Source organism: Terriglobia bacterium (assembly GCA_020072845.1).
Taxonomy (GTDB): Bacteria; Acidobacteriota; Terriglobia; order Terriglobales; family Acidobacteriaceae; genus JAIQGF01.
Genome location: JAIQGF010000010.1, coordinates 37,263 through 62,478, shown reverse-complemented (window position 1 = coordinate 62,478; position 25,216 = coordinate 37,263). Strand labels below are relative to the sequence as shown.

Annotated in this window: 17 protein-coding genes and 1 tRNA gene; 4 read left to right on the top strand and 14 right to left on the bottom strand. The window is 62.0% G+C overall.

Going from position 1 to position 25,216, the window contains the following annotated elements; translation table 11 throughout:
• Positions 1-2: 2 nt before the first annotated feature.
• Positions 3-539 carry a hypothetical protein gene (locus LAN70_11060; protein MBZ5511693.1) on the bottom strand — a complete coding sequence of 179 codons (537 nt, stop codon included), beginning with the start codon at positions 537-539 and terminating at the stop codon, positions 3-5.
• 482 nt (positions 540-1,021) lie between these two features.
• On the opposite strand from LAN70_11060, the gene LAN70_11055 reads away from it, so the two are divergent.
• Both LAN70_11055 and LAN70_11050 read left to right on the top strand, forming a co-directional pair.
• Positions 1,022-1,528 carry a YbaK/EbsC family protein gene (locus LAN70_11055; GenBank protein ID MBZ5511692.1) on the top strand — a complete coding sequence of 169 codons (507 nt, stop codon included), beginning with the start codon at positions 1,022-1,024 and terminating at the stop codon, positions 1,526-1,528.
• 52 nt (positions 1,529-1,580) lie between these two features.
• Positions 1,581-2,135 carry a metal-dependent hydrolase gene (locus tag LAN70_11050; GenBank protein ID MBZ5511691.1) on the top strand — a complete coding sequence of 185 codons (555 nt, stop codon included), beginning with the start codon at positions 1,581-1,583 and terminating at the stop codon, positions 2,133-2,135.
• A 2-nt stretch (positions 2,136-2,137) separates the two neighbouring features.
• Here LAN70_11050 and LAN70_11045 read toward each other — a convergent pair whose 3' ends face one another.
• The 3 genes from LAN70_11045 to LAN70_11035 all read right to left on the bottom strand — a co-directional run bounded on the left by LAN70_11045 (position 2,138) and on the right by LAN70_11035 (position 5,337).
• Positions 2,138-2,482 carry a PilZ domain-containing protein gene (locus tag LAN70_11045; protein MBZ5511690.1) on the bottom strand — a complete coding sequence of 115 codons (345 nt, stop codon included), beginning with the start codon at positions 2,480-2,482 and terminating at the stop codon, positions 2,138-2,140.
• Positions 2,479-4,362, bottom strand: a complete 1,884-nt coding sequence (tadA, locus tag LAN70_11040) for a Flp pilus assembly complex ATPase component TadA (protein ID MBZ5511689.1) — start codon at positions 4,360-4,362, stop codon at positions 2,479-2,481. Before tadA ends, LAN70_11045 begins: the two co-directional genes overlap by 4 nt.
• Positions 4,363-4,509: 147 nt before the next feature.
• Positions 4,510-5,337: a tetratricopeptide repeat protein gene (locus tag LAN70_11035; protein ID MBZ5511688.1), complete on the bottom strand. Its 828-nt coding sequence runs from the start codon at positions 5,335-5,337 to the stop codon at positions 4,510-4,512.
• A 328-nt stretch (positions 5,338-5,665) separates the two neighbouring features.
• Here LAN70_11035 and LAN70_11030 point away from each other — a divergent pair.
• Positions 5,666-5,741: transfer RNA gene (locus LAN70_11030), tRNA-Thr, on the top strand.
• A 473-nt stretch (positions 5,742-6,214) separates the two neighbouring features.
• Here LAN70_11030 and LAN70_11025 read toward each other — a convergent pair.
• The 9 genes from LAN70_11025 to LAN70_10985 form a co-directional block, all read right to left on the bottom strand.
• Positions 6,215-7,297: a hypothetical protein gene (locus tag LAN70_11025; GenBank protein MBZ5511687.1), complete on the bottom strand. Its 1,083-nt coding sequence runs from the start codon at positions 7,295-7,297 to the stop codon at positions 6,215-6,217.
• 137 nt (positions 7,298-7,434) lie between these two features.
• Entirely contained in the window at positions 7,435-9,522 is a 2,088-nt protein-coding gene (locus LAN70_11020; GenBank protein ID MBZ5511686.1) for an N-acetylmuramoyl-L-alanine amidase, read from the bottom strand.
• Positions 9,523-9,675: 153 nt separating this feature from the next.
• The gene (locus LAN70_11015) at positions 9,676-10,269 is read right to left on the bottom strand and encodes a lytic transglycosylase domain-containing protein (protein MBZ5511685.1); all 594 of its coding nucleotides are present in this window, start codon (positions 10,267-10,269) and stop codon (positions 9,676-9,678) included.
• A gap of 776 nt (positions 10,270-11,045) precedes the next feature.
• Entirely contained in the window at positions 11,046-13,883 is a 2,838-nt protein-coding gene (gene alaS / locus LAN70_11010) for an alanine--tRNA ligase (GenBank protein ID MBZ5511684.1), read from the bottom strand.
• Positions 13,884-14,044: 161 nt separating this feature from the next.
• Complete coding sequence (locus tag LAN70_11005) at positions 14,045-14,575, bottom strand: recombination regulator RecX (GenBank protein MBZ5511683.1); 531 nt, start codon at positions 14,573-14,575, stop codon at positions 14,045-14,047.
• 214 nt (positions 14,576-14,789) lie between these two features.
• Complete coding sequence (locus LAN70_11000; protein ID MBZ5511682.1) at positions 14,790-15,920, bottom strand: type IV pilus twitching motility protein PilT; 1,131 nt, start codon at positions 15,918-15,920, stop codon at positions 14,790-14,792.
• A gap of 218 nt (positions 15,921-16,138) precedes the next feature.
• Positions 16,139-16,660, bottom strand: a complete 522-nt coding sequence (locus tag LAN70_10995; GenBank protein ID MBZ5511681.1) for a DinB family protein — start codon at positions 16,658-16,660, stop codon at positions 16,139-16,141.
• A 176-nt stretch (positions 16,661-16,836) separates the two neighbouring features.
• Positions 16,837-17,790, bottom strand: a complete 954-nt coding sequence (locus tag LAN70_10990) for a branched-chain amino acid transaminase (GenBank protein MBZ5511680.1) — start codon at positions 17,788-17,790, stop codon at positions 16,837-16,839.
• A 315-nt stretch (positions 17,791-18,105) separates the two neighbouring features.
• Positions 18,106-19,626 (bottom strand): putative glycoside hydrolase, encoded by a 1,521-nt coding sequence (locus LAN70_10985; GenBank protein ID MBZ5511679.1) that lies wholly within the window; start codon positions 19,624-19,626, stop codon positions 18,106-18,108.
• A 211-nt stretch (positions 19,627-19,837) separates the two neighbouring features.
• Between LAN70_10985 and LAN70_10980 the strand changes: the two genes are divergently transcribed.
• On the top strand, positions 19,838-22,504 hold the full coding sequence (locus tag LAN70_10980) for a hypothetical protein (protein MBZ5511678.1): 2,667 nt from the start codon (positions 19,838-19,840) through the stop codon (positions 22,502-22,504).
• Here the strand turns inward: LAN70_10980 and LAN70_10975 are convergent.
• The gene (locus LAN70_10975; GenBank protein ID MBZ5511677.1) at positions 22,501-24,945 is read right to left on the bottom strand and encodes a hypothetical protein; all 2,445 of its coding nucleotides are present in this window, start codon (positions 24,943-24,945) and stop codon (positions 22,501-22,503) included. The genes LAN70_10980 and LAN70_10975 overlap by 4 nt on opposite strands.
• Positions 24,946-25,216 lie beyond the last annotated feature (271 nt).

The window sequence follows — 25,216 nt, the reverse complement described above, 5'->3', positions numbered from 1 at the left end:
TCTTACCCTCCGGCGGCAGTCGATGTCACCTGCCTGACTTGCTGCCCGACAATGGAATGCAACTTCTCCGGTGAAGCAGCGCGAACGAACTCGTCCAAGATGTTGCACATTTCGCCTGTCAGTTCCAAAAATCGCCACTCCTTTTCAGGCGGAGTGCCGGCGATTCGCTCTTTCGTGAGATGAGCAACCTCTTTGCTCGCACGCTCACGGGCCCTCGTCAGTGATTGCGAGATTGCCGGGAAAGTGCTGGGGCGTTTCCGTGCCTGAAAAAAATCATCCGCCAACACGTCCGTCGAATGCGGCTTTTTCTTCGGATTCGGGTAGAAGAGATCAATCAGGTTGCGGAGGTGGAGGCTGAAACTCTCAAGGAGGGCAAAACGGACAACACGTTCCTCCTCGCCGACCGGAGTGATTCGTCCAGTTGCCCGGGTCATCAGTGCGGCCGTAACAAACAACATTTGAACCTCGTAGACCAGGTGGTAGCCCGAGTAGTCGAGCAACTCGGCATCAGACAGAACACCTCTCTGTGTCTTCGCCAACGCAGTCCACCTTCCACCAAGGCTTGCCGCCTTTTGTGCCGTGAATTGTGGCGTAACCCTCTTACCCATGCCAGTAAAATCGTGTTGATTGTTCGCGACCGCCTGAGCACGTTTTCGTTTCTAACTCTCGTGCTTCGCGCCACTTGTGCGACGTGCTACCACGTCCCGACAATGCAGCGCGCTTCCATGGCATGGAAGAGGTCGTCGGTTCGAGCCTGACCAGGTCCACCAATTTCTCCCTGAACAACTCGCCCCGGGTTGGGAGGCCTTCCGCCTGCGGCTCAGGATTTCCGACAACCAGGCGCGCAATTGCCTAATTAATCTTGGCCGCGGTCAACGCGCTCGTGGGCGAGCGCGCTCCAGGTCTCCGGCTCGCCCGCTGACCAATTCGGGAAGTCATTTTTCGTCCAAGACAACAAAGTTGCGCCAGGGGCCACGCCGCGGGTAGAGCATGTTGGTAGCGGAAGCTGCGGGAGGTACATATGCCCTGCCCGAAACTGAAGGACTTCCTCGAGCGCAACGAAATCAAGTACGAGCTCATCCACCACCCCACCACCTACACGGCGCAGCTCACGGCGGCGTCCTCGCATGTGACCGCCGACGAGCTGGCGAAAGTCGTCATGGTCAACCGCGACGGCAAGCTGGCGATGGCGGTGCTGCCGGCGTCGCGGCGGGTGGACATTACCGCGCTGCACACCGCCAGCGGAGCCTCGTCGCTGCGCCTGGCCAGCGAACTGGAATTCAAGCAGCAGTTTCCCGACTGCGACGCCGGCGCCATGCCGCCCTTCGGCAATTTGTATGGCATGGACGTCTTCGTGGACCAGGGCGAGGTCAAGCAGCCGCGGATCGCGTTCAACGCCGGGTCGCATGACGAGGTCATGCGCGTCGCCTACGACGATTTCGCGCGCCTGGTGCGGCCCAAGGTGCTGAGCTTTGCCACTACGGCGGAGCGCGCGCCGCGCATCCGGCTCGACGACCGCATCTGGTGACCGCCTCCGCCCTTCGCAGTACACTGTGCGCACTTCGGAGGGACAGCCGTCCTTGAGCCCGGTGACGCACTTCCTTTCCGGCTGGGTGCTGGCCAACGCTGCCGGACTGAGCCGGCGCGACCGCGCCATCGTTACGCTCGCGTGCGTGGTTCCGGATCTTGATGGGATTGGCGCCGCTGCCGAAGTTCTGACCAGGCACTGGGCGCATCCGCTGACCTGGTTTTCCGACTACCACCATTTGCTCCACAACGCGGCGTTCGCGATGGTGGTGGCAGGGGCTGCGTTCGCGCTCGCCTCGCGGCGGTGGCAGACGGCGGGTTTCGCCCTGCTGGCTTTTCACCTGCACCTGCTGGAAGACGTAGCGGGCTCGCGCGGTCCGGCGGGAGACTACTGGCCAGTGCCGTACCTCCTGCCGTTTTCGCATCGCTCGTGGACATGGAGCGGGCAGTGGGAGCTGGATTCGTGGCAGAACATCGCCCTCACTGGTGTTCTGCTGCTCATGACCTTCTGGCTGGCGTGGGGGCGCGGCTATTCACCGCTGGAAATGGTGTCGGAAAAAGCGGATGCCGCGTTGGTGGGTGCGCTGCGACGAAGGGTGGCGCGCTAGTCTCAGTGGCCCATCAAGGTTTCGATCTCGTCGGCGATGGCCTGCTCGTCTTCCGGAGAGATGTCCACAAATTCCACCCCGATGCCGACGCCCGGGAGGCAATACCGGACTTCGGCGCGCGTCTTGACGCCACGGCCGGAGCGGCTCAAGCGGAACTCGAGCTTGAGCACCGCGCCTTCGGGAAAGTGCTGTGGAATATGGATGAACATCCCGCGGGGGCTGATGTCGGGGGCGCGCACTTCGATCTGTTCGCTGCGGCCTTCGTAAACGATGTTCAGTCCACGATAGGTGGCGAAGCGATCGTATTCGCGGCTGGGAACGGGGTGTTGGTGTGGATCGGAACTCATGCCGGCGCTCCTTCGGCGCGCTTGCGGGCGATGGGCGCGGCGACCTGGCGGGTGCCGGCGCCGCAGTAGGGACAGAACAGGAACGCCGGCGCCAGCGCCCGGCCGCAGTTGCGGCAGCGAAGGCTGACCGCGTTGTCGAAGGGCACGACGCGCAACACCTCTTCCATGGTGGTGATGCCCTGCTGCACCTTCCCCAGCGCGTCTTCCTGCATCAGGCGCATGCCGCCGCTGCGCGCCAGGTTGCGGATTTCCTCGTCGCGCGCGCCGGAACGGATGGCGGAGCGGATCTGTTCGTCGAGGATCAGCAGTTCGTAGATGCCCACGCGGCCCTTGTAGCCGGAGTTGTCACATTCGGAGCAGCCCACCGCGATGTAGGCGTTGCTGTCGAAGTCCACGATGCCGGCCGCCAGCAGGCGCGCGGCGTGATCCTCGCTCATGGGGGCCATGTCGCGGCAGACGCACAGCTTGCGCACCAGGCGCTGCGCGATCACCCCGGTGACCGACGCGGAAATCAGGAACGAAGGCACGTTGAGGTCGAGCAGGCGCGTGATGGCGGCGATGCTGTCGTTGGTATGCAGGGTGGAGAGCACCAGGTGGCCGGTTTGCGCGGCCTGCAGCGCGATCTCGGCGGTTTCCTGGTCGCGAATCTCGCCCACCATGATGACGTTGGGGTCCTGCCGCAGCATGGAGCGCAGGCATCCGGCGAAGGTCAGACCGGCCTTGGGATTGACCTGGACCTGGTTGATGTCCTCGACGCGGTACTCGATCGGATCCTCGACGGTGATGATATTGATCGACGGCGAGCGCAACACGTTCAGGCACGCGTACAGCGTCGTGCTTTTGCCCGATCCGGTCGGGCCGGTGACCAGCAGCATGCCTTGCGGCGCGGCAAGCATCTGGCCGATCGCCGCCGAGTTGTCGGAGTCAATGCCGAGCTTCTCGAAGCCGACACGGCTGGAGGTGGGATCCAGCAGACGCATGACAACCTTCTCGCCCGAGTGGGTGGGCAGCGTGGAGACGCGCAGGTCGAGATGGCTGTCGCCGATCTGCACCAGGAAGCGCCCGTCCTGCGGCACCCGGCGCTCGGAAATATCCATGTCGGAGAGGATCTTAATGCGCGAAACCAGGAACGAGGTCAACTCCGCCGGGATGTGGGTCAGTTCGCGCAGCACGCCGTCCACGCGGATGCGCACCACCGTGCCCAGCGGTTGCGGCTCGATATGGATGTCGCTGGCCTTCTTGGTGGCTGCCGCCGACAGGATGGCTGAGACCAGGCGCACCGCCGGTGTTTTCTCATTGCGCAGCTCGGCCTCGAATTCCTCCATCGCCGCCTTAGCCCGTTCACTGGAACTGGCGGTGAAGAACTGCATGTCGGATACGTCCACCTGATCAATGAACGGGATGGGGATGCTGGGCACGGCGGATTCGGCGGCGGGTTCCAGTTCGGCGTAGCATTTCTTGATGGCCTCTTCGATCTCCAAGCGGAAGCCGAGCCGCGGGATCACCTCCATGCCGGTGATGAACCGCAGTTCGTCAAGAAACTTCAGGTTTTGCGGTTCCGCCATGACCGCCACGATGCGCCGGCCTTCGCGCACCAGCGGAAGCACCAGGTATCGTTCCGCCGCCGGCTGCGGCACGAGTTTGAGGACGGCTTTCTCGACCGTGGCGAAGCGCGCGTCCACGTACTGGATCTTCGTCACCTCTTCCAGCGCGGAGACAAGGTCCTCTTTGCCGACGTAGCCGCGCTGCAGCAGCAGTTCGCCCAACAGCGCAGAACCGCCCTCCTGCTGTTCGAGCAGCGCCTTTTCCAACTCCTCCACCTTCACGCGCTTGCGCTCGCGAAGAACCTCGCCCAGTCGTTTTTTCCGGTGTCCCGACATGCTCAGTCCATTATCATCCGGCCGTGTCTAGTTGCCCTTAATAGCGACCGATAAAAAGACTTACATTCCCAATACCGGCTTTGCATGCCGTTTCAGAAGGTTGTTCATCCCACTTTGGTGACAGGATAGCGTTGTTACTGGGATTGTTTAGCAGTAATTCTTTTTCTTGTAGACGACTTTGAGTCCCTCATTGTCCAGGATGCGCCGGATCTGGTTCTTGGCGTGGGTGGCCCAGGGCCCGGAACTATCCAGCCTTACATAGGCGCGCCAGTGCTGCAACGCCGCCCGGGACTGCCGGGCTTTTTCATAGGCGAGCGCCAGGTTGTAGTGCGCATCGGCATACGTGGGCGCCAGTTGCAGCGCGGTTTTGTAGGCGTTGATGGCGTCGGCGACGCGCCCGGTTTCGTCCAGCACATTGCCCAGATCGAAATAGGCCAGGGCGTAGCGCGGGTCCACTTCCACCGCCCTGCGATAGTGGGACTCGGCCTTGGCGTAGTCCTGGCGGTTGTAATACAGGGTCCCGAGATTGATGTAAGCGGCGGCGTGGCCGGGGTCAAGGTCGAGCACTTTCCGGTAAGCGGCGATGGCCTCGGACTGCGAGCGCGGGTCTTCCTCCAGGGCCACGCCGCGGGCGAAGTATTCGCTTGCGGTCTGCGCGGTCCGCATGCTTTTCACGTTGGCGGGCACCACGCGGTCGCTGGGACTGAAATCCATGACGAACTGTCCGCTGGTTGGCTCCAGCGCGTGGCCTTCGTGGCGGAATGCCACCCGCGTTCCGGTGGAGAAGGTGCCCGCTTCCAGCAGCGGGTTTTCCATGCCCGCCACCTGCTTCAGCATGGCCTGCAGCGATTCGCGGATCACGGCCGAGCGCACCCGCTTGGCGCGCAGGTCGCGGATTTTTTTCATTTGCAGGAGGTCGACGAAGGAATAGCTGTCAGCGGCTGCGACCAGTCCGGCTTTCTGCCACTGGACCATCTGTCGCGCCGTTATGCGCAGTATGCGAATTACATCCGCTCGACGGTAACGGTGCACGGGTTCGATTGCGCAAACGGTCTGCTTCGATCCACATTATGAAAATGGTCGCCGGCGAACGCAAGCGGAAAGTTTTCCTCAGTTGTTAATAACCTAGTGTGCCAATGCATCCGTATGCCAGTTCGTCAGTGGTACATGTCCTCTTGGTTTGCCAAGAAATCTCTTGTGTCCATCGCTGCTCCGAGCGACACGGACATACTGACAACCCGACCAACGGAAAAACCGACCAGCCCTTTACGCCCGCAGGGGCTCGCCTTTAAAATCAAATCGGGCCGACGTAGCTCAGTTGGTAGAGCAGTCGATTCGTAATCGACAGGTCATCGGTTCAAGTCCGATCGTCGGCTCCAGAAAACCAGCTCTTGGCTTTTTAGCTTTTTCCGTCGTGCACCACGATCCCTCTCCTGGCCTCGACCCCTGACTGCGGCAACTGATCTCGTACGTGTGTTGAACGCGGCGACGGACCTTCAAACTTTTGCTGGTCCAGCTAAGAGCGAAAAGCTAAGAGCTAAAAGCTGCGAGCGAGCAAAACGAAAAGGCCGCCCGGCAACTCAGGCGGCCTTTTCTTCAAGGGAGAATAGTTCCTCACGGAGGGTTAGCACCGTCAGAAACTTTTTCTGGCGAAATCTTATGAGCGGGGAAAAGGGGTGTCAAGGATTTTTTCCAAATTAAATCCCTGTGTTATCAATAACTTAACCAATGAGTAAAAATACCTCATTGGGGGGTGGAAAACGCCTCCCGCGGAGTCAAATTCCGAAGAAAAGTCTGTGAAATCAGCAGGTTAAGGGAAAGAACCAGGGCTGGAATCCCGCTTTGGGAACTCCTATCTCAGGTGCAACTCGATGATCTCCACATCCCGCGAGCGGTCGAAGAAACGGTCGGGGAAAAGCCGTTTCGCCACAATTCGGATGCCGCCGAACGCGATTCCCGCCACCAGCGCCAAGCCAAGAATGATTCCCGTCAGCAGAATCACGCCCACCAGCAGCGTGCCCACACTATCGCGCGGTGACAACCCGGTGCGCTGGTTCCAGGTGACCTCGGCATCGTAGTTGACCGAGGCGAGCAACGATTTTGCTGCCCGCGTCGAGATGGCGCCGGTCACGATTGCCACCAGCGGTCCGCTCCGCTTGCTGAGGAACAAGGGCGAGGTCGAACCGTCCTGCGATTGAGGATGGGCCCCATCCATGGCGCGCAGGCGCTCGCCCGCGATCTGCGGCGTGGGATACGAAATCAGCGTCAGCGTCGCCGTGCCCTGGCCGGAGTTGTACTGGCCTTGCGCCACCTCAGCGCCGCGTTCGAACTCCACCTGGCTCGCCGGTACGGGAGCGCCGATACTGGCCAGGCCCAGCGGACCGGCCACGTACTTGGCGGTATTCGGAACATAGCCTTGGCGCGGCAGGTAGAGCGGCAGCGTAGGCAGATTGCGCGCGCTGCCGGTGGGCAAAGGGATGTCGGCGGCAAGCTCGCGCAGCTCCGCGGCCGACATCGGCGTGACCCGGTCGAGCACCGCCTGAATCACGACATTGCCGCGATAAAACAGCACGCGTTCGTTGGCCGATGCCGCCTGGTCGCCAATCTTCTCCGTCTGCATCTCCGGAGCTTTGTAGAAGGTAAAGGCGCCGTACGCCCCGCTGGCATCGGCAAAACGGATGGCCTTGACCTCGATGTTGCGGTCGCCCTTGCGATAGGTGGCATCCTCGAAATCCGCGAACCCGTATTCCTTCAGCAAGTCCGGGTTGACCTTATCGGCATCGGCGGGATTGGCGCTGGTGCGCGCCGGCGCGCTCTTCTGCCATCCGGCAAACGCCTCAGGCAGCAGGGACTCCGGCTTGCTCTTTGGACTTGCCGTCAGTGCCGGCAGCAGCGCGGCAAGCCACAACATCAGTATTGGAAGAATGCGCTTCATGGACACACTAAGAGAAAGAGCCTGTATTCATTAGACTACCGGGGCGGCAGTAAAGTTTCCAGCGCGGGGGTTTGCTGAACTGCGGAACTGCCGAATGGCAGAACTCGCATGCCGCGGATTTCCCGATTCGGCAGTCGTCACTGGCTGCTGGCATTCGGAGCCGCCGACGCAGCCGCCGTCGGTACCGGCTTGGTGAGTCTGGATGCCACTTTCATCCCGCTCAGCCCGCTGACGTACTTGGCCGTCCCGCGGTAGAGGGATTCGGCTATCTTCTGCCGGTAATCGGGAGTTCTCAGCCGCTTGGCATCGGCCGGATTGCTGACGAACGATATCTCCGCCAGGATGGACGGCATATTGGCGCCGATCAGCACGATGAACGGAGCTTTCTTGACGCCGCGATTGCGCAGGCCACGGTTCGCCAGTCCGTTGTAGAGCGCCTGCTGCACATCCACCGCGAACTCACGCGATTCCTCGATCTTGTCTTTGAGCGCGATCTTCTTCACCAGGTCCTGCAATTCGTGGATGGATTTTTCCGACACGGCGTTTTCGCGCGCGGCCACTTCCAGCGCGTCCGCCGAGGTGGTGAAGTTCAGGTAGTAGGTCTCGATGCCGCGTGCCGCGGGATCGCTGCTGGAGTTGGCGTGAATCGAGATGAACAGGTCGGCCTCGTTCTGGTTGGCAATCGCAGTCCGCGTCTCCAGCGGGATGAAGCTGTCGTCGTCGCGGGTATAGACCACCTCGGCGCCCATGCGCGCCTCCAGCAGCTTGCCCAGACGCAGCGCCACGTCGAGCACCAGATCTTTTTCCATCAGGCCATTGGGAGCGATCGTGCCGGTGTCGTGGCCGCCGTGGCCGGCATCCACCACGATGCGCCCGATCTTCAGGCCGAGCGCCCGGACCAGGGAGCGCTCGCCCTTCGCCGTGGGCTGCGCTTCATGACCGGCCACGGGCTCGGGTGTCTTCTTCGCCGCCGCCTTCCCACGCTTGCTGGAGGTCGCGGCCGGTTCTCTGGCCGCTGTGACGGCCGGTTTCGCTTCGGGTTCCTTGTTCTTCGGCTGCGGCGCGGCCTCGGGCGGATTCAGTTTGGCAACCGTTTCCGCCAATTCGTCGAGGGTGGCATTAGGCTTCGACTTGTCTGCCGGCGCCGCGCTCGCACCCGCCGCGGTCTCGCGCTTCTTGTCCGCAACCGGCTCGGTGCGCGTCCTCTCGGCCGGAGCGGCTGGTTTCGCAGCGGGCTCCGAGGCAGGCTTGGCAGGCTCCGCCTTCGCCATTTTCTGCGGATGCTTGCCGTGAACATCAATGATCAGCCGGTAGGGATTCGGCAGCAGGAATGCGGAATAGTCGGCGACGTCGTCCAGTTCAAGCACGATGCGCGTTTCGCCCTGCTGATATTGCGCCACCCGCACCCTGTGCAGAAATCCGTCTTCCACATCGAAGGACTTGCCGTTCAGCGTCGAGGAAAGATGGGTATTGTGCAAGTCGAAGTACAGGCGGTCAGGGCCGGGTATACGGCCGGTTTCAAACTGCACTTCGTTCTCGAGATCGATGGCGACGCGCGTGTAATCGGGGGTGGACCAGTGCCGAATCCCGGTCACCAGGGTGGCGCGCTTCGGTTCCGTGGGCGGCGGTGCTTCCTGTTTCGCCGTCTTCGCCGGCGGTTTTGGCTTCTCCGCTGCCTTGGCCTGCTGATCGAGTTCCTTGATGGCGTCGCGCGCCTCCACCACCAGCTCGCTGTGCGGATAGCGCTTCAGGAACTCTTCGAAGGATTCGCGTGCCTGCGCCGCATCATTGAGGTCGTCTTTATAGATCTGCGCGATCGTGTACAGCCCCTGCATGCGGAAGCGGCTGCCGGGATACTCGCGGCGGAGGAATTCATACTGTTCGATGGCCGCGTGCAGCGCCTTCTCGTCGTGGAACTGGCGGCCCACCGCAACCATCAGCTCGGCGACGGCGGCCACGCTGGTATCGGCCTTGCTCGAGGTCGGGGCAGTGAAATAGACCGCGCGATAGGCATCAATGACCCGGTCGTAATCGCGCCGGCTGCGCTCGGAGAGGGCGCGGCCGTTGAGCGCCTCGCGCATGCGCTCCGCTTTGTCGAACTGTATGCGCGCGGCCTGCTTTTTCTGTGCGATGGTGCGCTTGGCGCTCGCAGGCACCCCCAGCGCCGCGCCGATGAGGATCAGCGCGAGAACCCGGGCGGTGCGACCTGCGTTTTTCCTGGTCAAGTTTTCTGGGCCGTCCCTGTGGCGCTGGATGCTGGTTCCACTTCCGCGGCCACATACGACTAAACACCAACTTCTAACCCGCGTTCCGGCAGCTCCGGGCCCGTTACCTTGCCTGCCAACTACCCGCGACCCGCGCTGGGCAAGGAATCGCGGCTACTCCGTGTTCGTCATGCGCAGCACGCCGTCTTCCCCACGGTAAATATGCACCGGCGCGCTGCCCGGACGGAACACGTTTCCATTCTTGTTCCAGTACAGATCGGTGATGCGCTTGACGTAATTCTGCGTTTCGGCAAAGTGCGGCACGCCGCCGTTGCGCTTCACCGCACCTTCACCGGCGTTGTACGCCGCCAGCGACAGCGGCACGTCGCCCCCGAAATTGTTGAGCAGTTGCTTCAGGTGCCGAACCCCGGCGTCCACGTTCTGCTGCGGGTCGAACGGATTACTCACGCTCAGGCCGCTGGCGGTGCGCGGCATCAGTTGCATCAGGCCCATCGCACCCTTGTCGGAAACAGCGTTGGGATTGAAATTCGATTCCACCTTGACGAGAGCGCGCACCAGGTTGGCGTCGACACCCTGCTTGGTCGCCGCCTGCTCAATGGCGGAATCAATCTCGGCGGCGCTGACCCGGTAACCGCGTGCCAACGTCGCGTAATTGGGGTCCGCAACGCCGGGGGAAGCAGCGGAAGTCCGCGGCTGTGCGGCGACGTAGCCCCGCACTTCGGCAGCGGCGTTGCGCGCTGCCCACATGGCGGCGGGACTCGGCGCCGGCACCGGTTTCCACCGGTGCTCGGTGTTGCTCCAGTACACCAGCACGCTGTGGCGGGAACTGGCCCGCGGCCTCGCTGCCGGCGCCGCCGGCGTTTCGTTGTTCACGTACACCTTTTTCCCATTTTCCTCGACTGCGATGATATTGCCCCCCTGCGTGGCCGCGGCTTTTGCCGGCGACGCAGTTTCGTCGGAAGTTGGCGAGGAAAAGGCAGGCAGAACCGTCAGGCTCATTGCCATTGCGGCCAGCAGCACCGTGAAGCGCCGCTGTACGGGCTGGTGCAGGTGTTCAGGCATTTCGTCCTCCGCGCGGAAGCAAACTCCTTCGCGCTACACCTACCACGGTCACCGGCGCACTTGCGCGCGGCGACGCCCTGCGCCCGGCGGAGACAATCACTCCAGAGTGCCGCGATTATGACACGCGCAACCCTGCCATTCAATCCGTTGTTGGAGGGAATCAGGGGGGTGACTAGCGGAGAATTACCGGCAAAATCGGCAAGAAAGTGAGCCCCACCTGCCCCACAAGTGACGAAAGGATGCCCGTCCCACGGCGGCGCTTGACTCATTCTGGGAATCGCCCATAGATTCACCCAATGCCCATCCGAAAACTCAGGCTGATTGCAATCATTCTGCTGGTGTGGACGCGCCCCAGGGCGGGAGGATGGTGGCTGTACAGTAGGGAACAGCAGATTCCTCGCTGCGCTCGGTATGACAATTGCTGAAACTGAAACTGAAACTGAAACTGAAACTGAAACTATCTACTTCAGCAAGGACTCGACCACGGCGTACACGCTGCTGAGCGCTTCATCCAGTGCCGCCGGATCTTTGCCGCCCGCTTCGGCCAGATCAGGCCGGCCGCCGCCTTTGCCGCCGACCCGCTCCGCCACCGGGCCAATCACTTTGCCGGCCTGTACGCGCGAGGTCAGGTCCTTGGTCACTCCGGCCACCAGCGAGACTGTTCCGTCGGACGCCGAGCCCACCACCACAACCCCGGAACCGAGCTTCTGACGCAGGTTGTCTACCAGGGTGCGAAGTTGCGCGCGCTCCAGGTTGTCCACGCGATGCGCCAGCACTTTCACTCCGTTCACCACGCGGACCTTGTCCTCGATGGATGCGGTGGTCGCGGAGGCCGACTTCATCCGCGCCTGCTCCAACTCTTTGCGCAGCTTCTTAATCTCTTCATCGCGGGCGTTAATCTCGTGGCGCAGCGCGGTGGCCAGCGATCCTTCATCCGAGCGCACCAGCGTGCGCGCCACGTGCTCCAGTTCATGGTCGGCGCGGAAGTGCCGCAGCGAACTCTCGCCCGCAACCGCCTCCAGGCGCCGCACCCCCGAGGACACGCTGTCCTCATCGAGTATTTTGATCAGCCCGATCTCGCCCGTCGCCGAGGTGTGTGTGCCGCCGCAAAGCTCGGTGGAGAAATCCCCGACCTTGATCACCCGCACGCGGTCACCGTACTTCTCGCCGAACAGCGCCATCGCTTTGTATTCGTTGATCGCGACGTCAATCGGCACGTCCTCGATCACTTCCACCTTCTGGTTGCGCAGCACTTCCTTGTTGACGATGTCCTCGATGTCCTGCAACTCCTCGTCTTCCACGCCAACAAAATGCGAGAAGTCAAAGCGCAGCCGCCCGGGCGACACCAACGACCCCGCCTGCTTCACGTGCGGCCCCAGTACCTGGCGCAGGCCCGCGTGCAGCAGGTGCGTGGCGGTGTGATGGCGCATGGTGGCCCAGCGTTTTTCGGTGTCCACCACCGCATCGACACGATCGCCGACGCGCAGGTCCTCGCGCGCGACCACCTGATGCGCACGCACGCCCTGCACCGGGTAATAGCAGCCCTCGACCTCGGCGACGACCATGCCGCGCCCCGGCGAGTAGAGCAATCCGCGATCGGCGACCTGCCCGCCGGATTCGGCGTAGAAGGGCGTGTGGTCGAGGATGACCTCGCCCTGCTCGCCGCGCTTGATTTCAAACACCGGAAGCCCATTCTGGACCAAAACTACAATCTCGCAGCCGCTCGCCTGTGTCTGCTTGTAGCCGACAAACTCCGAATGCGGCCCTGCAAATGGATGTAGCCCGCCGGCCGGGAGGGGAGTTAACACCCCTCCGCCGATCAACGATAGGTAAGCGGGGTTCGCACTTTGCTTGGCCGCACCTTTCCACGAAGCCTGCGCGCGAGTGCGCTGCTCCGCCATGGCGCGGTCGAAGCCGTCCTGATCAAATATCAGGCGAGCATCGCGAACAGCATCTTGGATAAAGTCGATGGGCAAGCCAAACGTATCGTAGAGCTTGAAAGCTTTTTCGCCCGAATACACCGGACGGGGGTTCGGTTTGATGCTTCCCCAGTCGTCCCACTTCAGTCCGATGCCGAACATCTGCCGGAGATCGTCAAGGGTCGCATCAGGGTTCAGCGCCAAGGATCTTTCTGCTACGAGCGGTGCAAGGTCCTCCTCAAGGCGTTTCAGTCCGATGTCTAACGTACGCGCAAACCGTGCCTCCTCTGCATCGATAACTTTCGCGACGTTTGGAACCGTATCGATAAGCTCCGGATATGCCGTTGCCATCAAATCCCGAACTGCAAAAGCCATGCCGCTTAAGAAGCTGTAATGCGCACCGAGGATGCGGGCGTGTCGAATCGCGCGGCGGATAATCTTGCGCAAAACATAGCCCCGACCCTCATTTGACGGAATGACCCCATCAGATATCAAAAACGTGGCCGCGCGCGAGTGGTCGGCAATGATCCGTAGGGACGGCAACTGTTTCGGGTTCTTCGCGTTCGAGGCGGTCGCGAGAGCCGCCACTGCAATCAGCGGCCGGAACAGGTCGGTGTCGTAGTTCGAGAGCACGCCCTGCAGCACCGCCGTAATCCGCTCCAGGCCGGCGCCGGTGTCAATCGAGGGCCTGGGCAGCGGGTTCAGCGTGCCGCCGGCGTCGCGGTCGAACTGCATGAACACCAGGTTCCAGATCTCGATGTAGCGCCCGCACTCACAGCCGAACTTGCAGTCGGTGTGTCCCTGGTCGCTCGCGTCGGGGCCCATGTCGTAGTGCAGTTCGCTGCACGGGCCGCAGGGGCCGGTGTCGCCCATCTGCCAGAAATTGTCTTTGAGCCCGAACTCGAATATGCGCTCTTTCGGCACGCCCTGCTCGAGCCAGAAGTTGTACGCCTCCTCGTCGCGCGGGATGCCGTTTTCGCCCTTGAAGATGGTGGCGTAGAGCTTCTCTTTCGGAATCGCGTACCACTCGGGCGAGGTGACCAACTCCCACGCGTAGGCGACGGCCTCGCGCTTGAAGTAATCGCCGAAGGAGAAATTTCCCAGCATCTCGAAAAACGTGTGATGGCGGTTGGTGAACCCGACATTTTCCAGGTCGTTGTGCTTGCCGCCGGCGCGCACGCATTTCTGCGACGTGGTGGCGCGGTTGTAATCGCGCTTCTCCAGCCCGAGAAAAACGTCCTTGAACTGGTTCATGCCCGCGTTGGTGAACAGCAGGGTGGGATCGTTGGCGGGAACCAGCGAGGACGAATGGACCTCCTTGTGGTCGCGCTGGACGAAATAGTCCAGGAACTTGCGCCGGATTTCATTACCGCTGAGCATCTGAGCTGTTCATTTTAGCAGTCTTCACTACCGAGACGCCGAGGGCAGAGATGTCTTCACCACCGAGACACCGAGCGCACCGAGGAACACCGAGGATGAATTCAGGGGACTTTCTCGGTGAATCTCGGCGACCTCGGTGACTCGGTGGTGAATTCGATCGGCTATTGCTCTTCGGTTTCCAGCGCCGTCAGGACCTCGTCGTCCACGTCCCATTTTTTCAGGATCGAAATGATGGTTCTTGTGCCGAAGCCGGCGCGGATCAGGGAGCGAAACACGCGCGCCGCGTGCTTTTCGTCTTCGGGTTTGCGCATGCGCTTGCGGCGGAGATATGCGCGCGCCAGCGCCTCTTCGTTGACGTTCTCGTAGGCGCCGGCAATCGCCTTTTCGATGACCTCGGAATGTACGCCGCGCGATTTCAGTTCGGTGATCACCCGCCGCCGGCCGAATTTCTCATTCTCGCGGCGCAGGCTGGAGTAGGTGGAGGCGTACTGCGCGTCGTTCAAGTAACGCTGCTCTTTCAGCCTGGCAATCACCAACTCGACCAGGGTTTGGCCGAGTTCGTCCGCTTCCACCCGCCGGCGCAGCAGGCGTTTCAATTCCGCCACCGAGCGCATCCGGCGTCCCAGAGCGCCCACGGCATATTCGTAGAGCTCCGCCTCGCTATAAAGTTTCTTCCCGCGCCCGAAAGACATGCGTGCTTACGTTAGCATCAGCTAACAACAAAAGCATTTCCGATTGTCGATTGCCGATTGTCGATTTCATGAAGAGCGATGTCGCTTTGGGAATCGGCAGCGCTGTCGGACCTCAAGCAACAGGCAATGGTCCCCGACCACCATCCGACAAAAACAACGGCCGCCCATTTCTGGACGGCCGGAAGCCTAAAGCCTAAAACCTAAAACCCAAAACCTATCTTCCGAATCCTCCCCTGGCAGCCTGCGACATCTCGTCGCGGGTGGATTCGGCGGTGCCGCTGATGCCCTGCACGCGCAGCTTGAAATCGTCCGGGTTGGATGCGTTCTCCAGCGCCGTTTCATAGGCAATCAGCCCGTGGGTGTAGAGATCGTAGAGCGACTGGTCGAAGGTCTGCATGCCGTATTGCGACGTGCCCTGGGCCAGCGCTTCTTTGATGGTGCGCGTTTTTTCCGGCACGATGATGCACTCGCGCACGTACGCCGTGGAGATCAGCACCTCGACCGCGGGCACGCGGCCGGCGGTGTCGCTGCGGCGCACCAGGCGCTGGCTGATGACCGCCCGCAGCGTGGCCGCCAACTGCAACCGGATCTGCTTCTGTTCCGGCGGCGGGAAGACGGAGATGATGCGGTTGATGGTCTCCACCGCGTCCAGGGTGTGCAGGGTGGAGAACACCATGTGGCCGGTTTCGGCGGCGTGCAGGGCGGTGGCGATGGTTTCCAGGTCGCGCATTTCGCCCACCAGGATCACGTCCGGGTCCTGGCGCAAGCTGGCGCGCAGCGCCGAGGAGAACGACGGCGTGTCCACCTCGACCTCGCGCTGGTTGACGAAGCCTTTCTTGTCGCGGTGCAGGAACTCGATCGGGTCCTCGATGGTGATGATGTGCTCCGGCCGGGTGGAATTGATCTTGTCGATCATGGCCGCCAGCGTGGTCGACTTGCCGGAACCGGTCACGCCCGTCACCAGCACCAGGCCGCGCGGCATGTCGCAGATCTGCTCCACGATCTTCGGCATGTAGAGCTCGTCCAGCGGGCGGATCTTGGTGGGAATCACGCGCAGCACCAGGCCGACGTTGCCGCGCTGCTGGAAGACGTTCACGCGGAAGCGTCCGAGGCCGGCGACGCCGTAGGCCATGTCGAGCTCGGCATTCTCTTTGAATTTTTGTTTCTGCCGGTTGGACATCATGCTGAACGCCATGCCCAGCATGTCCTCGGCGGAAACGCGCGGCTGATCGATGACCGGGACCAGTTCGCCGTCGATTCGCACGTGCGGGTAGTTGCCAACCTTCAGGTGCAAGTCCGACGCCTTCCGGTCCATGGCAATGCGCAACAGTTCGTCAATTTGCATGGCGGCTTCCCAGCATCGCTGCAAGTGCGGCCAGAACGTATCACGGAACGGGCGCAAGGCTCAAGACCAGGCTTCAGGCTTCAGGCTTCGGGCTTCAGGCTTCAGGATTTAGGCTCAAGGCGGAACGCTAGCCGCATCAGTCGAAATTTGTCTTAACAATGCAACGACTTCGAGGGCTAGGGCTTCTTGTCCGAAGCCTGCAGCCTGAAGCCCGAAGCCTACCCCTTAAACGGCTCGTCGGCGCTGCCGCCGTAGATGCTCGGGACCTTCGACCGCATGGGGCGCAGGTAGGTGGAAAGCTGGCCGCGATGGTGCACGCTGTGGTTGTTCACCATCAGCAGGTATTGATACACCGGCTGGTTCATCACGCCGAAGAAGCTCACCGGCGTCAGCAGTTGTTCCGCGGTCATGTCCAGCACCCGCTTGATCGCCTTGGGCAGGTTCTCTTCGTAATATTTCAGGATTTCCGCGATGGTGCCGGGCGCCGGCAGTGGCTCGGTCATCGCGATCTTCATGTCGGCAATCTTGTTCAGGAATGCGACATCGTCGCTGGCGATGTGCCACGCCAGCTCATGCGCGTTCTTCGACTTCGCGTCCGGCCTGTAGCCCTTGGCGGATTCCGGGATGGCGCCGATCACTTTCTTGGTGGTCTGCATCTCCGCCGCCATGGTGGACAGGATGAGTTCGCGATAGGCGACGACGAAGTCGGGTGTGACGGCGCTCCGGGTAGCGGTTGCCATGATTGCCTCCTGAAAGAAATGAAGTTGCCATTGTGCGCGGCGCAGCGCACCAAATCAAGGAACATCCCCACCAGCGGGAGCGACACGGGTGGAGCGACCGGCACAAGAGTGAAGGGCGCCGAACCGGCGCCCTTCGTTTCCCGCCTGCAGCCTGAAGCCTGGAGCCTGGATGGAGCCTACACTGTCACCGGCTGTTGCGTATTCTTCTTCACCGGCACCGGGGTCAGCCAGTGATAGCGGTCGGGTTCGGTGCCGTTGATGATCCCGTAGAAGTCTTTCTTGATCGCCGTGGTCACCGGCCCGATCACGCCCTTGCCGACGGTGATTTTGTCCACCGAGCGGATGGAGGTAATCTCGGCCGCCGTCCCGGAGAAGAACACCTCGTCCGCGATGTACAGCATCTCGCGCGGGATGGGCTGCTCGACCACCGTGATCCGCAGGTCATTGGCAATGCGGATCACCGAATCGCGCGTGATCCCCGGCAGCACCGAGTTGCCCAGCGGCGCGGTGTGCAGGTTTCCCTGGCGCACCACGAACAGGTTTTCGCCCGAGCCTTCGCTGACGTAGCCGTTGGCGTCCAGCGCGATGCCCTCGACATAGCCGTTGAGGATGGCTTCCATCTTGATGAGCTGCGAGTTCATGTAGTTGGCGCCGCTCTTCGACATCGCCGGCAGCGTGTTGGGCGCAATCCGCGTCCACGAGGAGACGCAGACGTCCACGCCCTCGTCCGATCCCTGGCCGAGATACTTTCCCCACGGGTAATTGACGATGAAAACCTCGATGGGCGAACTAAGCGGGTTGACGCCCGCCTCTCCGTAGCCGCGCAGAACCAGCGGGCGGATGTAGCACGGGAAAACATTGTTGATGCCGATCACTTCGACCATCGCGTTGACCAGCTCATCGCGGCTGTAGGCGACGTCCATGCGGTAGATCTTTGCCGAATCCAGCAGCCGCTGCATGTGTTCCTGCGCGCGGAAAATCGCCGGCCCCTTCGGCTGAGCGTAACAGCGGATCCCCTCAAACACCGACGACCCATAGTTCACCACGTGCGACATCACGTGGATGTTGGCTTCTTCCCAGGGAATCAGCTTTCCGTTATGCCAGATTTTGTCGGTCTTCTGAATGGCCATGTCGGCCTCCTTCACGGGACATACTGCCGCCTGCTGACTGCTTGAACCCAACAGATGCTCGTCCTGCCGAGAGTCGTTTACCGGGCGCAGGTCCGCCTGCCGGCAGACAGGCGAAATCGGCATTCGAGTGCGTGAAGCACGTGCGGTGTTACAGCTCATTATAGCCGAGGTGTTTCCCCTAGGCCGCAGGGAAAGAGACCGTCACAGGGACAAGTGAGGAACGGACTTGCGGGAAGCGGTAGTTGGTCGCAGGTAGTTCGTAGCTGGGCAAAAAACCGGGACCACGCATGGCCGGCTACCAGCTGCCAACGGTCCCTAGCTCTTCGCCGCTGCTGCCGCCGCCGGCTTCTCTTGCCCGCTCGCCGTCTTCATTTTGGGCAATTCGTCGCCCCGGAAGAACTGCGGGTTGCGGCGCATGTCGGGCATCGCCGTGAAAGGCTTGCTGTAGTCGTTGCGGGCGTTCCAGAACAGGAACCCGATGCCCCCATTCTGCTTGGCCACCTTGACCTGCGTCTCGACATACTGCGGCGAATAGCTCGGCGTCTTCCAGCCGAAGGCCTGCAGCCAGGGTCGCAGTATCACGCCGCTGCCGGCCGTGACCTTCTTGAAACGCTCCATGGATTCCGAGATGAAGTGCTCCGGCGCGTCGCCCGGCACCTTGTAGCCGTCCATGCCGAAGAAGTGCGAGGGATAGATCATCGGCGAGAGCACGTCGCAATACTTGGCCATCAGCGAGATGTCCTGCCCGGTGTGCGCCAGGTCAATCGGGCGCTGCCACGCCATCACGCCGAAAACGTCGAGGGAGAACAGCACCTTCATCGGGTGCAGCTCGGCATACGCCTTCGACAGGAAGTCGGCAACCACGTCGCCGCGCTGCGTGGGCGGGGCCGGGATATCCTTGCCGTCGGGACCCTTGCCCGGCCGGTGCAGAGGATGCGAATCGAAGTAGAAGCCGGCGTCCTTCTGGTCGCCCTCGGCAGGGAAGCGGACATAGTCGAACTGCACCTCGTCCACGCCGTCCAGGGCCGCCTGTCGCGCCAGCGCGATGTTGTACTGCTGCACCTCGGGCTTGGACGGGTCGGTCCACACCAGCTTGCCGTTTTCGCGCCACGCCCCGCCGCGCGCGCGCGATTGCACCGCCAGCTCGGGATGCTGGGTCACCAGCTTCTCGTCGCGAAAGATCGCGATGCGAGCGATGACGTGCATGCCCTGCTGGTGCAGCCAGCGCGTCAATTTCGGCAGGTTCGGAACATAGGGATGCGGCCCGCCGGTATTCAGCGGGTGCTGGAACGGAATATTGACGATGCCGTCGCTGTCCTTGACGTCAAACACCACGGCGTTGCCGCCGGCGGCGCGCCAGCGCTGGATCAGGTTCATTCCATTCACGCTGCCCGCCATGACGCCGGTCAGGTAAATGGCCCGGACCTCGTAATCGCGCGCCACCGGGACCGGTTGCTGCGTGATTGGCCCTTCCATCCCGGGGACAATCAGGGTTTCCCCCGGCTTGAGCGCGATTCCCTTGATCCCGCTGTTGCGCTGCCGCAACGCGGCTTCCATCTCGGAGTGCGACATGTACGAACTCGCAGCCCAGTATTTCCGAATAACGTGGGGCAGAAGCTCACCCTTGGCGACCACGTGCAGCACGGTTCCTGGCGGCGCCATGGGCAAGGAGACGGCACTGGGCGCCGGCGTCGTAACCGCCGACGCTGCGGCGAAGCTGGTTTTCGGCTGATGGTGGGCGCTGGTGAGCGTCCATGCGCTCGCGGAAAATATCATTGCGGCAAGCAGGACAAGGCTGGCGACGGCGACTACAACGGGGCCGACTGACCTGGACATTGTTTTCGGTTCCAGTGATGCTGGAGGTGCGAAAAAATCGTAGCACAGGATTTTCCCTGCGCCGTCGCTCCGCTATGTACTCCTGGGGTTACGGATGGCCATGTCCTGTGGAAACCCAGCACCTCACTATTGAGATGGCTCTTCCGCGCCGAAGGATGCCGCCCACGGCCGCTCGCGCCGCCTCCGCGGGTTGTGATTTACAATCCGCGGCATGGAACCGCTGCCAGCCAGCGAAATTCGCGACTTCCGGGTGCGCGGCAACTACTTCAACCAGCACAGCCGGCGCTTTCGTAAGGAGCAGAGCTCTACGACCAGGGTATCCGATCGTCCCGGATACTGCCCGCCGGTGGTCGAGTTCGATCTTGCCGATGGCGCAAGCAGCAGCGTGGTGGCCATGGAGGTCGACATTCCGTTGCTTTGCCAAGGCGATTTTGAACAGGGACGGGCCCACCTTGCCCGCATCATCAATGCACGCCGAGGCTTTGCGCAGGCGGCCGCTGACCTCACGGCCGCGTTCGGGCAATATCCCTGGCTGACCATGTCGGCGGAGCAGCCGGCGCCGGCTGAAACCCGGTTCGTCGTTCCTTGTACCAGCTCGTTCGAGGCGCACTCGGCGCGCGACATCAGCCAAAAAGGATTCATCCTCCTCAAACTCACGCAACAGGGCTATCCCGTACCCGATTTCGTCGTGCTGACGGCCGACGCTTACGCTGACGCCGCCAACCTCGAGCGTCACCTGGGCGACGCCATCGGCCAACTGGAAGTTCTGACCATGCAGTCGCTGCGCGCCGGCAAACCTCTGGTATTCGCCCTGCGCTGCGCTACGCCGCGCTACATCCCAGGCGTGATGGACACTTACCTCAACGTCGGGATCACCGAGCGCGCCTTGCCCAGCCTGGAAATCATGTACGGCTCCGTCGGCGCGCACCGGATGTTCCTGAACACCTTGCGGAACCTATGCGACGCTCTCGAACAAGGCACAGAACTGGTCCATGCCGTCACTCCGACCCTGCCACCCGAACAGGTCGTGCGGCTCATTGCCCAGATGTTGGAAGTCATCCGGCATACCGACCGCAGTCTCATCGAGGACCCCGCGTATCAAGCGCTCTTCTTCGCCCGGCAGGCCTACAAGCATTTTGAAGAGAACCACGACTTGGTGGCTGCGCTCTGCCGCGGCAGTGACCTTGCCCCCAGCCTCATCCTGCAGAAGATGGTCTGCACCGTGCGCCACGAGACCGCCTGCGCCGGTGTCTTATCCAGCCGCGATACCCGCTCGGGCGTGGGAAGGGAGCTGCAAACGGCGCGCAATATCTTTGGCGAAGAGATGATGACCGGCACGGCGGAATTCAAAACCACGAAGTTCGAAAATGACCAGGCGGTGAAGGACACCTTCCCGGCCGTGTACCACTTCCTGCCCCACCTCCCTGAGCTGGAGCGTGAATTCGAGTCGCCGGTCACCATCGAATTCGCGGTGGAAGCCACCAGCCGCTACCAGTGGTTCGCACTACTGCAACTGAACGAAACCGGATTGGCCGGACGGGCGGCGCTCATCGCCGTGGTTGACATGCATAAGTCGGGCGCCATCTCGCGCAAGCGCGTCACCGAGCTGATTCGTCCCTACCACCTCAAGCAGCTCACCAGCGACACCATTGACCAGGACAACTTCAGCACGCTCAGCACATTCTCGCCCGGGGTAGCGGTGCTGCCTCGGTCTGCGGTTTCGGCCCGCGTCTATTTCACCGGCGACGCCGCCTTGCGCGCCAAGACCCAGGACGAGAAGGTCTGTCTTTGCAAGAAAACATTTGTCCCCACCGACACGGTGGTCATGGGTGAAGTGGACGCCGTCCTCAGCCTGACCTCCGCCGCGGTGCACGTCGTCACCATCTGCCAGAGCCTCGGTATTCCCGCCCTCCTCAACCTGGAGAAGTACGGCGTCACGCTGCACCCCGACGGCCGCCTGCGGAATTCCTCCGGCAGCGAGATTCGCGAAGGCGACTGGATCACGATTTCCTCCCGTCGTAACGCCGTGTATCTGGGCAAGGCGAAGTTCACTCCGGCCCGGCTGCTGCGCTACATGAAAGGCGAGCGCATCGCCGAGGAGGGAAGCGAGGAAGACAAGGAATTCGCCACCGTTGCCTATGCCTATCGCTATTACCAGCAACTGGTCCGCGGCCTCACCGTGGACAAAATCTCCAGCCTCAGCGAGGTCATGCGGTTGGTGAATTTTGAACTTCGCAGCGAGTCCGACGAGGCCCGCCAGCTCGTCAACGGCTGGTTCGACGAGCGCGAAACCGTCTACATGGAAGAAGTGCTCAAGAGCGACATCGGCGACCATCTCGGGCAGAACAACGTCTTCGAAATGCTGACCCTCGACCGCAAGGTGCGCTTCTTCAAGGCGGCTCTGGCCAAATGCTTTCGCGATCGCATTTCCGGCTACGAAGCCGGCGCCTTCATGCTCGGGCGCTTTCTCGCCCTGCGTTATCCGGTCGGCTTCTGGAAGTGCTTTACTCCGCTGGAAGTCGCGCTGCTGGTGAACGAGTGGGTGCTGTTTGAAAAATACCTGCACCTTCTCCACACGGTGGGCGAGAGAAAAGTTCTGCGCGCGCGCAAGCAAATCTTAAAAGAGGGGCTCGACCAGCTTTCGCTCCATCCCGGCTTAGTGCATTCCCTGATTACGCTGAAACTCAGCGGCGCACGCCTGGACGAAGCCTGCGCGGCACTGCCCAAGTGGTGCGACCCGCAAGCGGCGCGCGTGCTGGAGTTGCTTCACCAGCCGTATCATGCATTCTACGATTTCCACGCCGAATGGTCGGTGGGCGAACTCAAGAAAATCTGCCAGGCCGAGGGCCTGCCGCTGCCTGCGCCCGATGACGTTTAGACGCGCACTCCGTTCGGCACGGTCGCTGCCGCCGCTTGCTTGACCCCGTACAGATAGTCGCGATCAATCGTCATCTCCATGCCGCGCAGCACCTCGGGCAGTTCCATGCCGTCGCGCGCCGCCACCAGCCGGCCCAGCGCCAGCGACAGCGACAGCACCGCGTTCATCCCGAGGTTGGCCTTGCGCTGCATGATCTGGATCTTCTCCTCGGCGGGAGCGTCGGCGGCGATCTTCCCGCGCTTCACCGCCAGGTCCAATTCCATCAGCAGCAGCTCGCGGTCAATATCACCCAGCGAACCTATCGCGGAAATTTTCTGCCCGAGAAAACGCGGCGCGACCACTTCAATGACATTCGCCACCGCATTCAGGCAGCCCTTGCCGCCGTAACGCTTCGACCGCATCCACAGCTCGGCCAGTTCGGCATTCTCCTTGGCCACCGCCTCCGCCTTGACGTTGGGGGCAAACCTGTACGTCTTCTCTTTTTCGTTGTACACGAAATAATTCGAGTACTTCCGCGTCAGCGGGTTGGCCTCGATAATGCTGTCCACCAGGTGGATGGCTTCGTCGGTTCCCGCCGAAGTCCCCAGCGGCACCGCGGCGGTGAATTTCATGCCGTTGTCCAGCATGATGGTGACGCCGACGGTCGGGATGCCGGCGTTGGTGGGTTCTTCGTGCGCCGCAATATCGGCGATCCTGGAATCGGGATCGAGCTTGCGCGTGGCCTTCACGCCCTTCTTCGCCATTTCCATCAGTTCCACGATCCTGCCGTACTTCACCAGCCTTTCCGTGTTGGCGCCGCCGCCGCACTTCAGCCCGAGCGCGCCCACCGCGAAGGCGATGTCGGCTTCCATCACCTCGTTGGGCGACTTGGACCGGTGCGAGACCACCAACGCCAGTCCCAACTCCTTCGCCACGCGCGTGGCCAGCAGGGTTTCGCTCATAGTACCGATCTGGTTTGCTTTGATGAGCGCCGTGTTGATCAGCCCCTCTTCGGCGCAGCGGCGGATGGTGGAATCCTTGGTGGTGACCAGGTCGTCGCCAATGATCAGGATCTCCGCGTCCAGCGCCTTCATCAGTTTCTTCCAGCCCTCGTAATCGTCCTCGGCGAAGGCGTCTTCCAGCGACACGATCGGATACTTCTTCACCCAGGCGATGTACAACTCCACCAGTTCGTCGGTGGTCATCACCCTGGGATCTTCCGCCCGCCAGAACAGGTACTGGCCGACGGAATCTTTCTCCCCGGTCTTCTCCCGGTAGGCATTGCTCAGCTCACTGGCCGCCGGATCGATCGCCAGCACAACATCGCGATCGGGCACGAAGCCGCACTCCTCGATCGCCTGCACCGCCACCCGCAGCGCCCGCTCCTCCGGCAGGATGTCGCCCGCCTGCTTGGCGTAGGAGGCGACGATACCGCCCTCCAGCCCGATGCCCACGAAATTCAGCCCTTCCGAGTCCTGGATGATCTGGATGGCGCGGCTCTGCAGCATGTTGGTGACGCGCTGCGCCTCGATGTAGTCGCGCGCCGTCAGCGGCAGGAACATGAATTCCTGGAAGCTGAGGTTGCCGCCCATTTCTTCCGTGTGCCGCCCGCCCATGATCGAGTTTCTGAACTCCCACGGTGCGAATACGATGGTTCCGTCGGCCAACTCGACTTCCTGCAGCCGGTGCAACCGCAGCTTGCGCCGCAACTCCGACGGCTTGCCCGAACGCCCTTCCATGGCGGCCGGTTCCGCCGCTTTGACCTCCGCCGCGCGCGCCGCCGCCTCGCGCTCGCGTGCGCGGAACGCTTTGTATTTGCCTGGGTCAGAGAGCAGGAAATCGAACGTCGCCACCGCGCCGACGGTGAACAACAGCCGGCCCGCGTACACCGCGTATCCGCCCAAGGAGCCGCCAACCCACAGTCCGAGCGCGACCAGAATGAATCCCGGGGGCAGCGTCCACTGGCTCAGCACCATGCTGGCCCGCGGTCCAGCCGCCGACACTGCCAGGTTCTGCGTCTTGACGCTGGGATGGAAGCTCCCGGCCTCCTTATGCACGCCTTGAAACGTTCCATACGGGATCTTCGCGAACATCCCCAGGTACCACATCCAGCGCCCCAACCCGCCCTGACTCAACTTTTCCTGCGCCGGACCCGCCAGCTCCGGCCGGAGATTGTTCGTTCTCACCGCCGCCAGGTAGTGCCCGATCTCGTGGATGGCGATGTTGGTATGCCATGCCGCGTACCAGATCGCGGCCGAGATCAGCACTTCCGCGCTCAGGAACATCTGGCGCACCACATCGAAGCGCGACGCCACGCTGGTCGAAATGCTGAGCAGCGATGTCAGGAAGGCCGCGTGAAACGAAACCAGCTTGTGGTTGGCGATGATCCACCCGCGGTCCAGCCGGGGTATTTCTCGCGGTTGGGGAAGGATTCTGCGCAGCACAGTTTTCAACAAGTCCATAGACGTTCTCGCAATCCTGGAAACACGATGACCAGGCGAATTAATTCTCGACTCGAATCCCGAATTCGACCCTTCCCGCTCCGGCAAATCAAAGCAGAGGGTTTGGTCGAAAGAGGCCGAAATTATAGCCCCCTTCGCCGGAATTCATTTGTGACGCAAATCACCGTTCGAATGACGAGCCCCCGAGCCCCTAAACGGGCCACCCGCCGGCCGCGCGCTTTTTGCAAACGCGCGCAACTACTTGGCATCTAAATTGTTTAGTTACTCTAGG

Coding starts and splice junctions, on each gene's coding strand:
- LAN70_11025 (MBZ5511687.1), bottom strand. CDS start 7,297: ATGAAGCGCATTCTTCCAATACTGATGTTGTGGCTTGCCGCGCTGCTG.
- LAN70_10975 (MBZ5511677.1), bottom strand. CDS start 24,945: ATGGACTTGTTGAAAACTGTGCTGCGCAGAATCCTTCCCCAACCGCGA.
- LAN70_11005 (MBZ5511683.1), bottom strand. CDS start 14,575: ATGTCTTTCGGGCGCGGGAAGAAACTTTATAGCGAGGCGGAGCTCTAC.
- LAN70_11000 (MBZ5511682.1), bottom strand. CDS start 15,920: ATGCAAATTGACGAACTGTTGCGCATTGCCATGGACCGGAAGGCGTCG.
- LAN70_11015 (MBZ5511685.1), bottom strand. CDS start 10,269: ATGTGGGCAGCGCGCAACGCCGCTGCCGAAGTGCGGGGCTACGTCGCC.
- LAN70_10990 (MBZ5511680.1), bottom strand. CDS start 17,790: ATGGCCATTCAGAAGACCGACAAAATCTGGCATAACGGAAAGCTGATT.
- alaS (MBZ5511684.1), bottom strand. CDS start 13,883: ATGCTCAGCGGTAATGAAATCCGGCGCAAGTTCCTGGACTATTTCGTC.
- LAN70_11055 (MBZ5511692.1), top strand. CDS start 1,022: ATGCCCTGCCCGAAACTGAAGGACTTCCTCGAGCGCAACGAAATCAAG.
- LAN70_11035 (MBZ5511688.1), bottom strand. CDS start 5,337: ATGGTCCAGTGGCAGAAAGCCGGACTGGTCGCAGCCGCTGACAGCTAT.
- LAN70_11045 (MBZ5511690.1), bottom strand. CDS start 2,482: ATGAGTTCCGATCCACACCAACACCCCGTTCCCAGCCGCGAATACGAT.
- tadA (MBZ5511689.1), bottom strand. CDS start 4,362: ATGTCGGGACACCGGAAAAAACGACTGGGCGAGGTTCTTCGCGAGCGC.
- LAN70_10980 (MBZ5511678.1), top strand. CDS start 19,838: ATGGAACCGCTGCCAGCCAGCGAAATTCGCGACTTCCGGGTGCGCGGC.
- LAN70_10995 (MBZ5511681.1), bottom strand. CDS start 16,660: ATGGCAACCGCTACCCGGAGCGCCGTCACACCCGACTTCGTCGTCGCC.
- LAN70_10985 (MBZ5511679.1), bottom strand. CDS start 19,626: ATGTCCAGGTCAGTCGGCCCCGTTGTAGTCGCCGTCGCCAGCCTTGTC.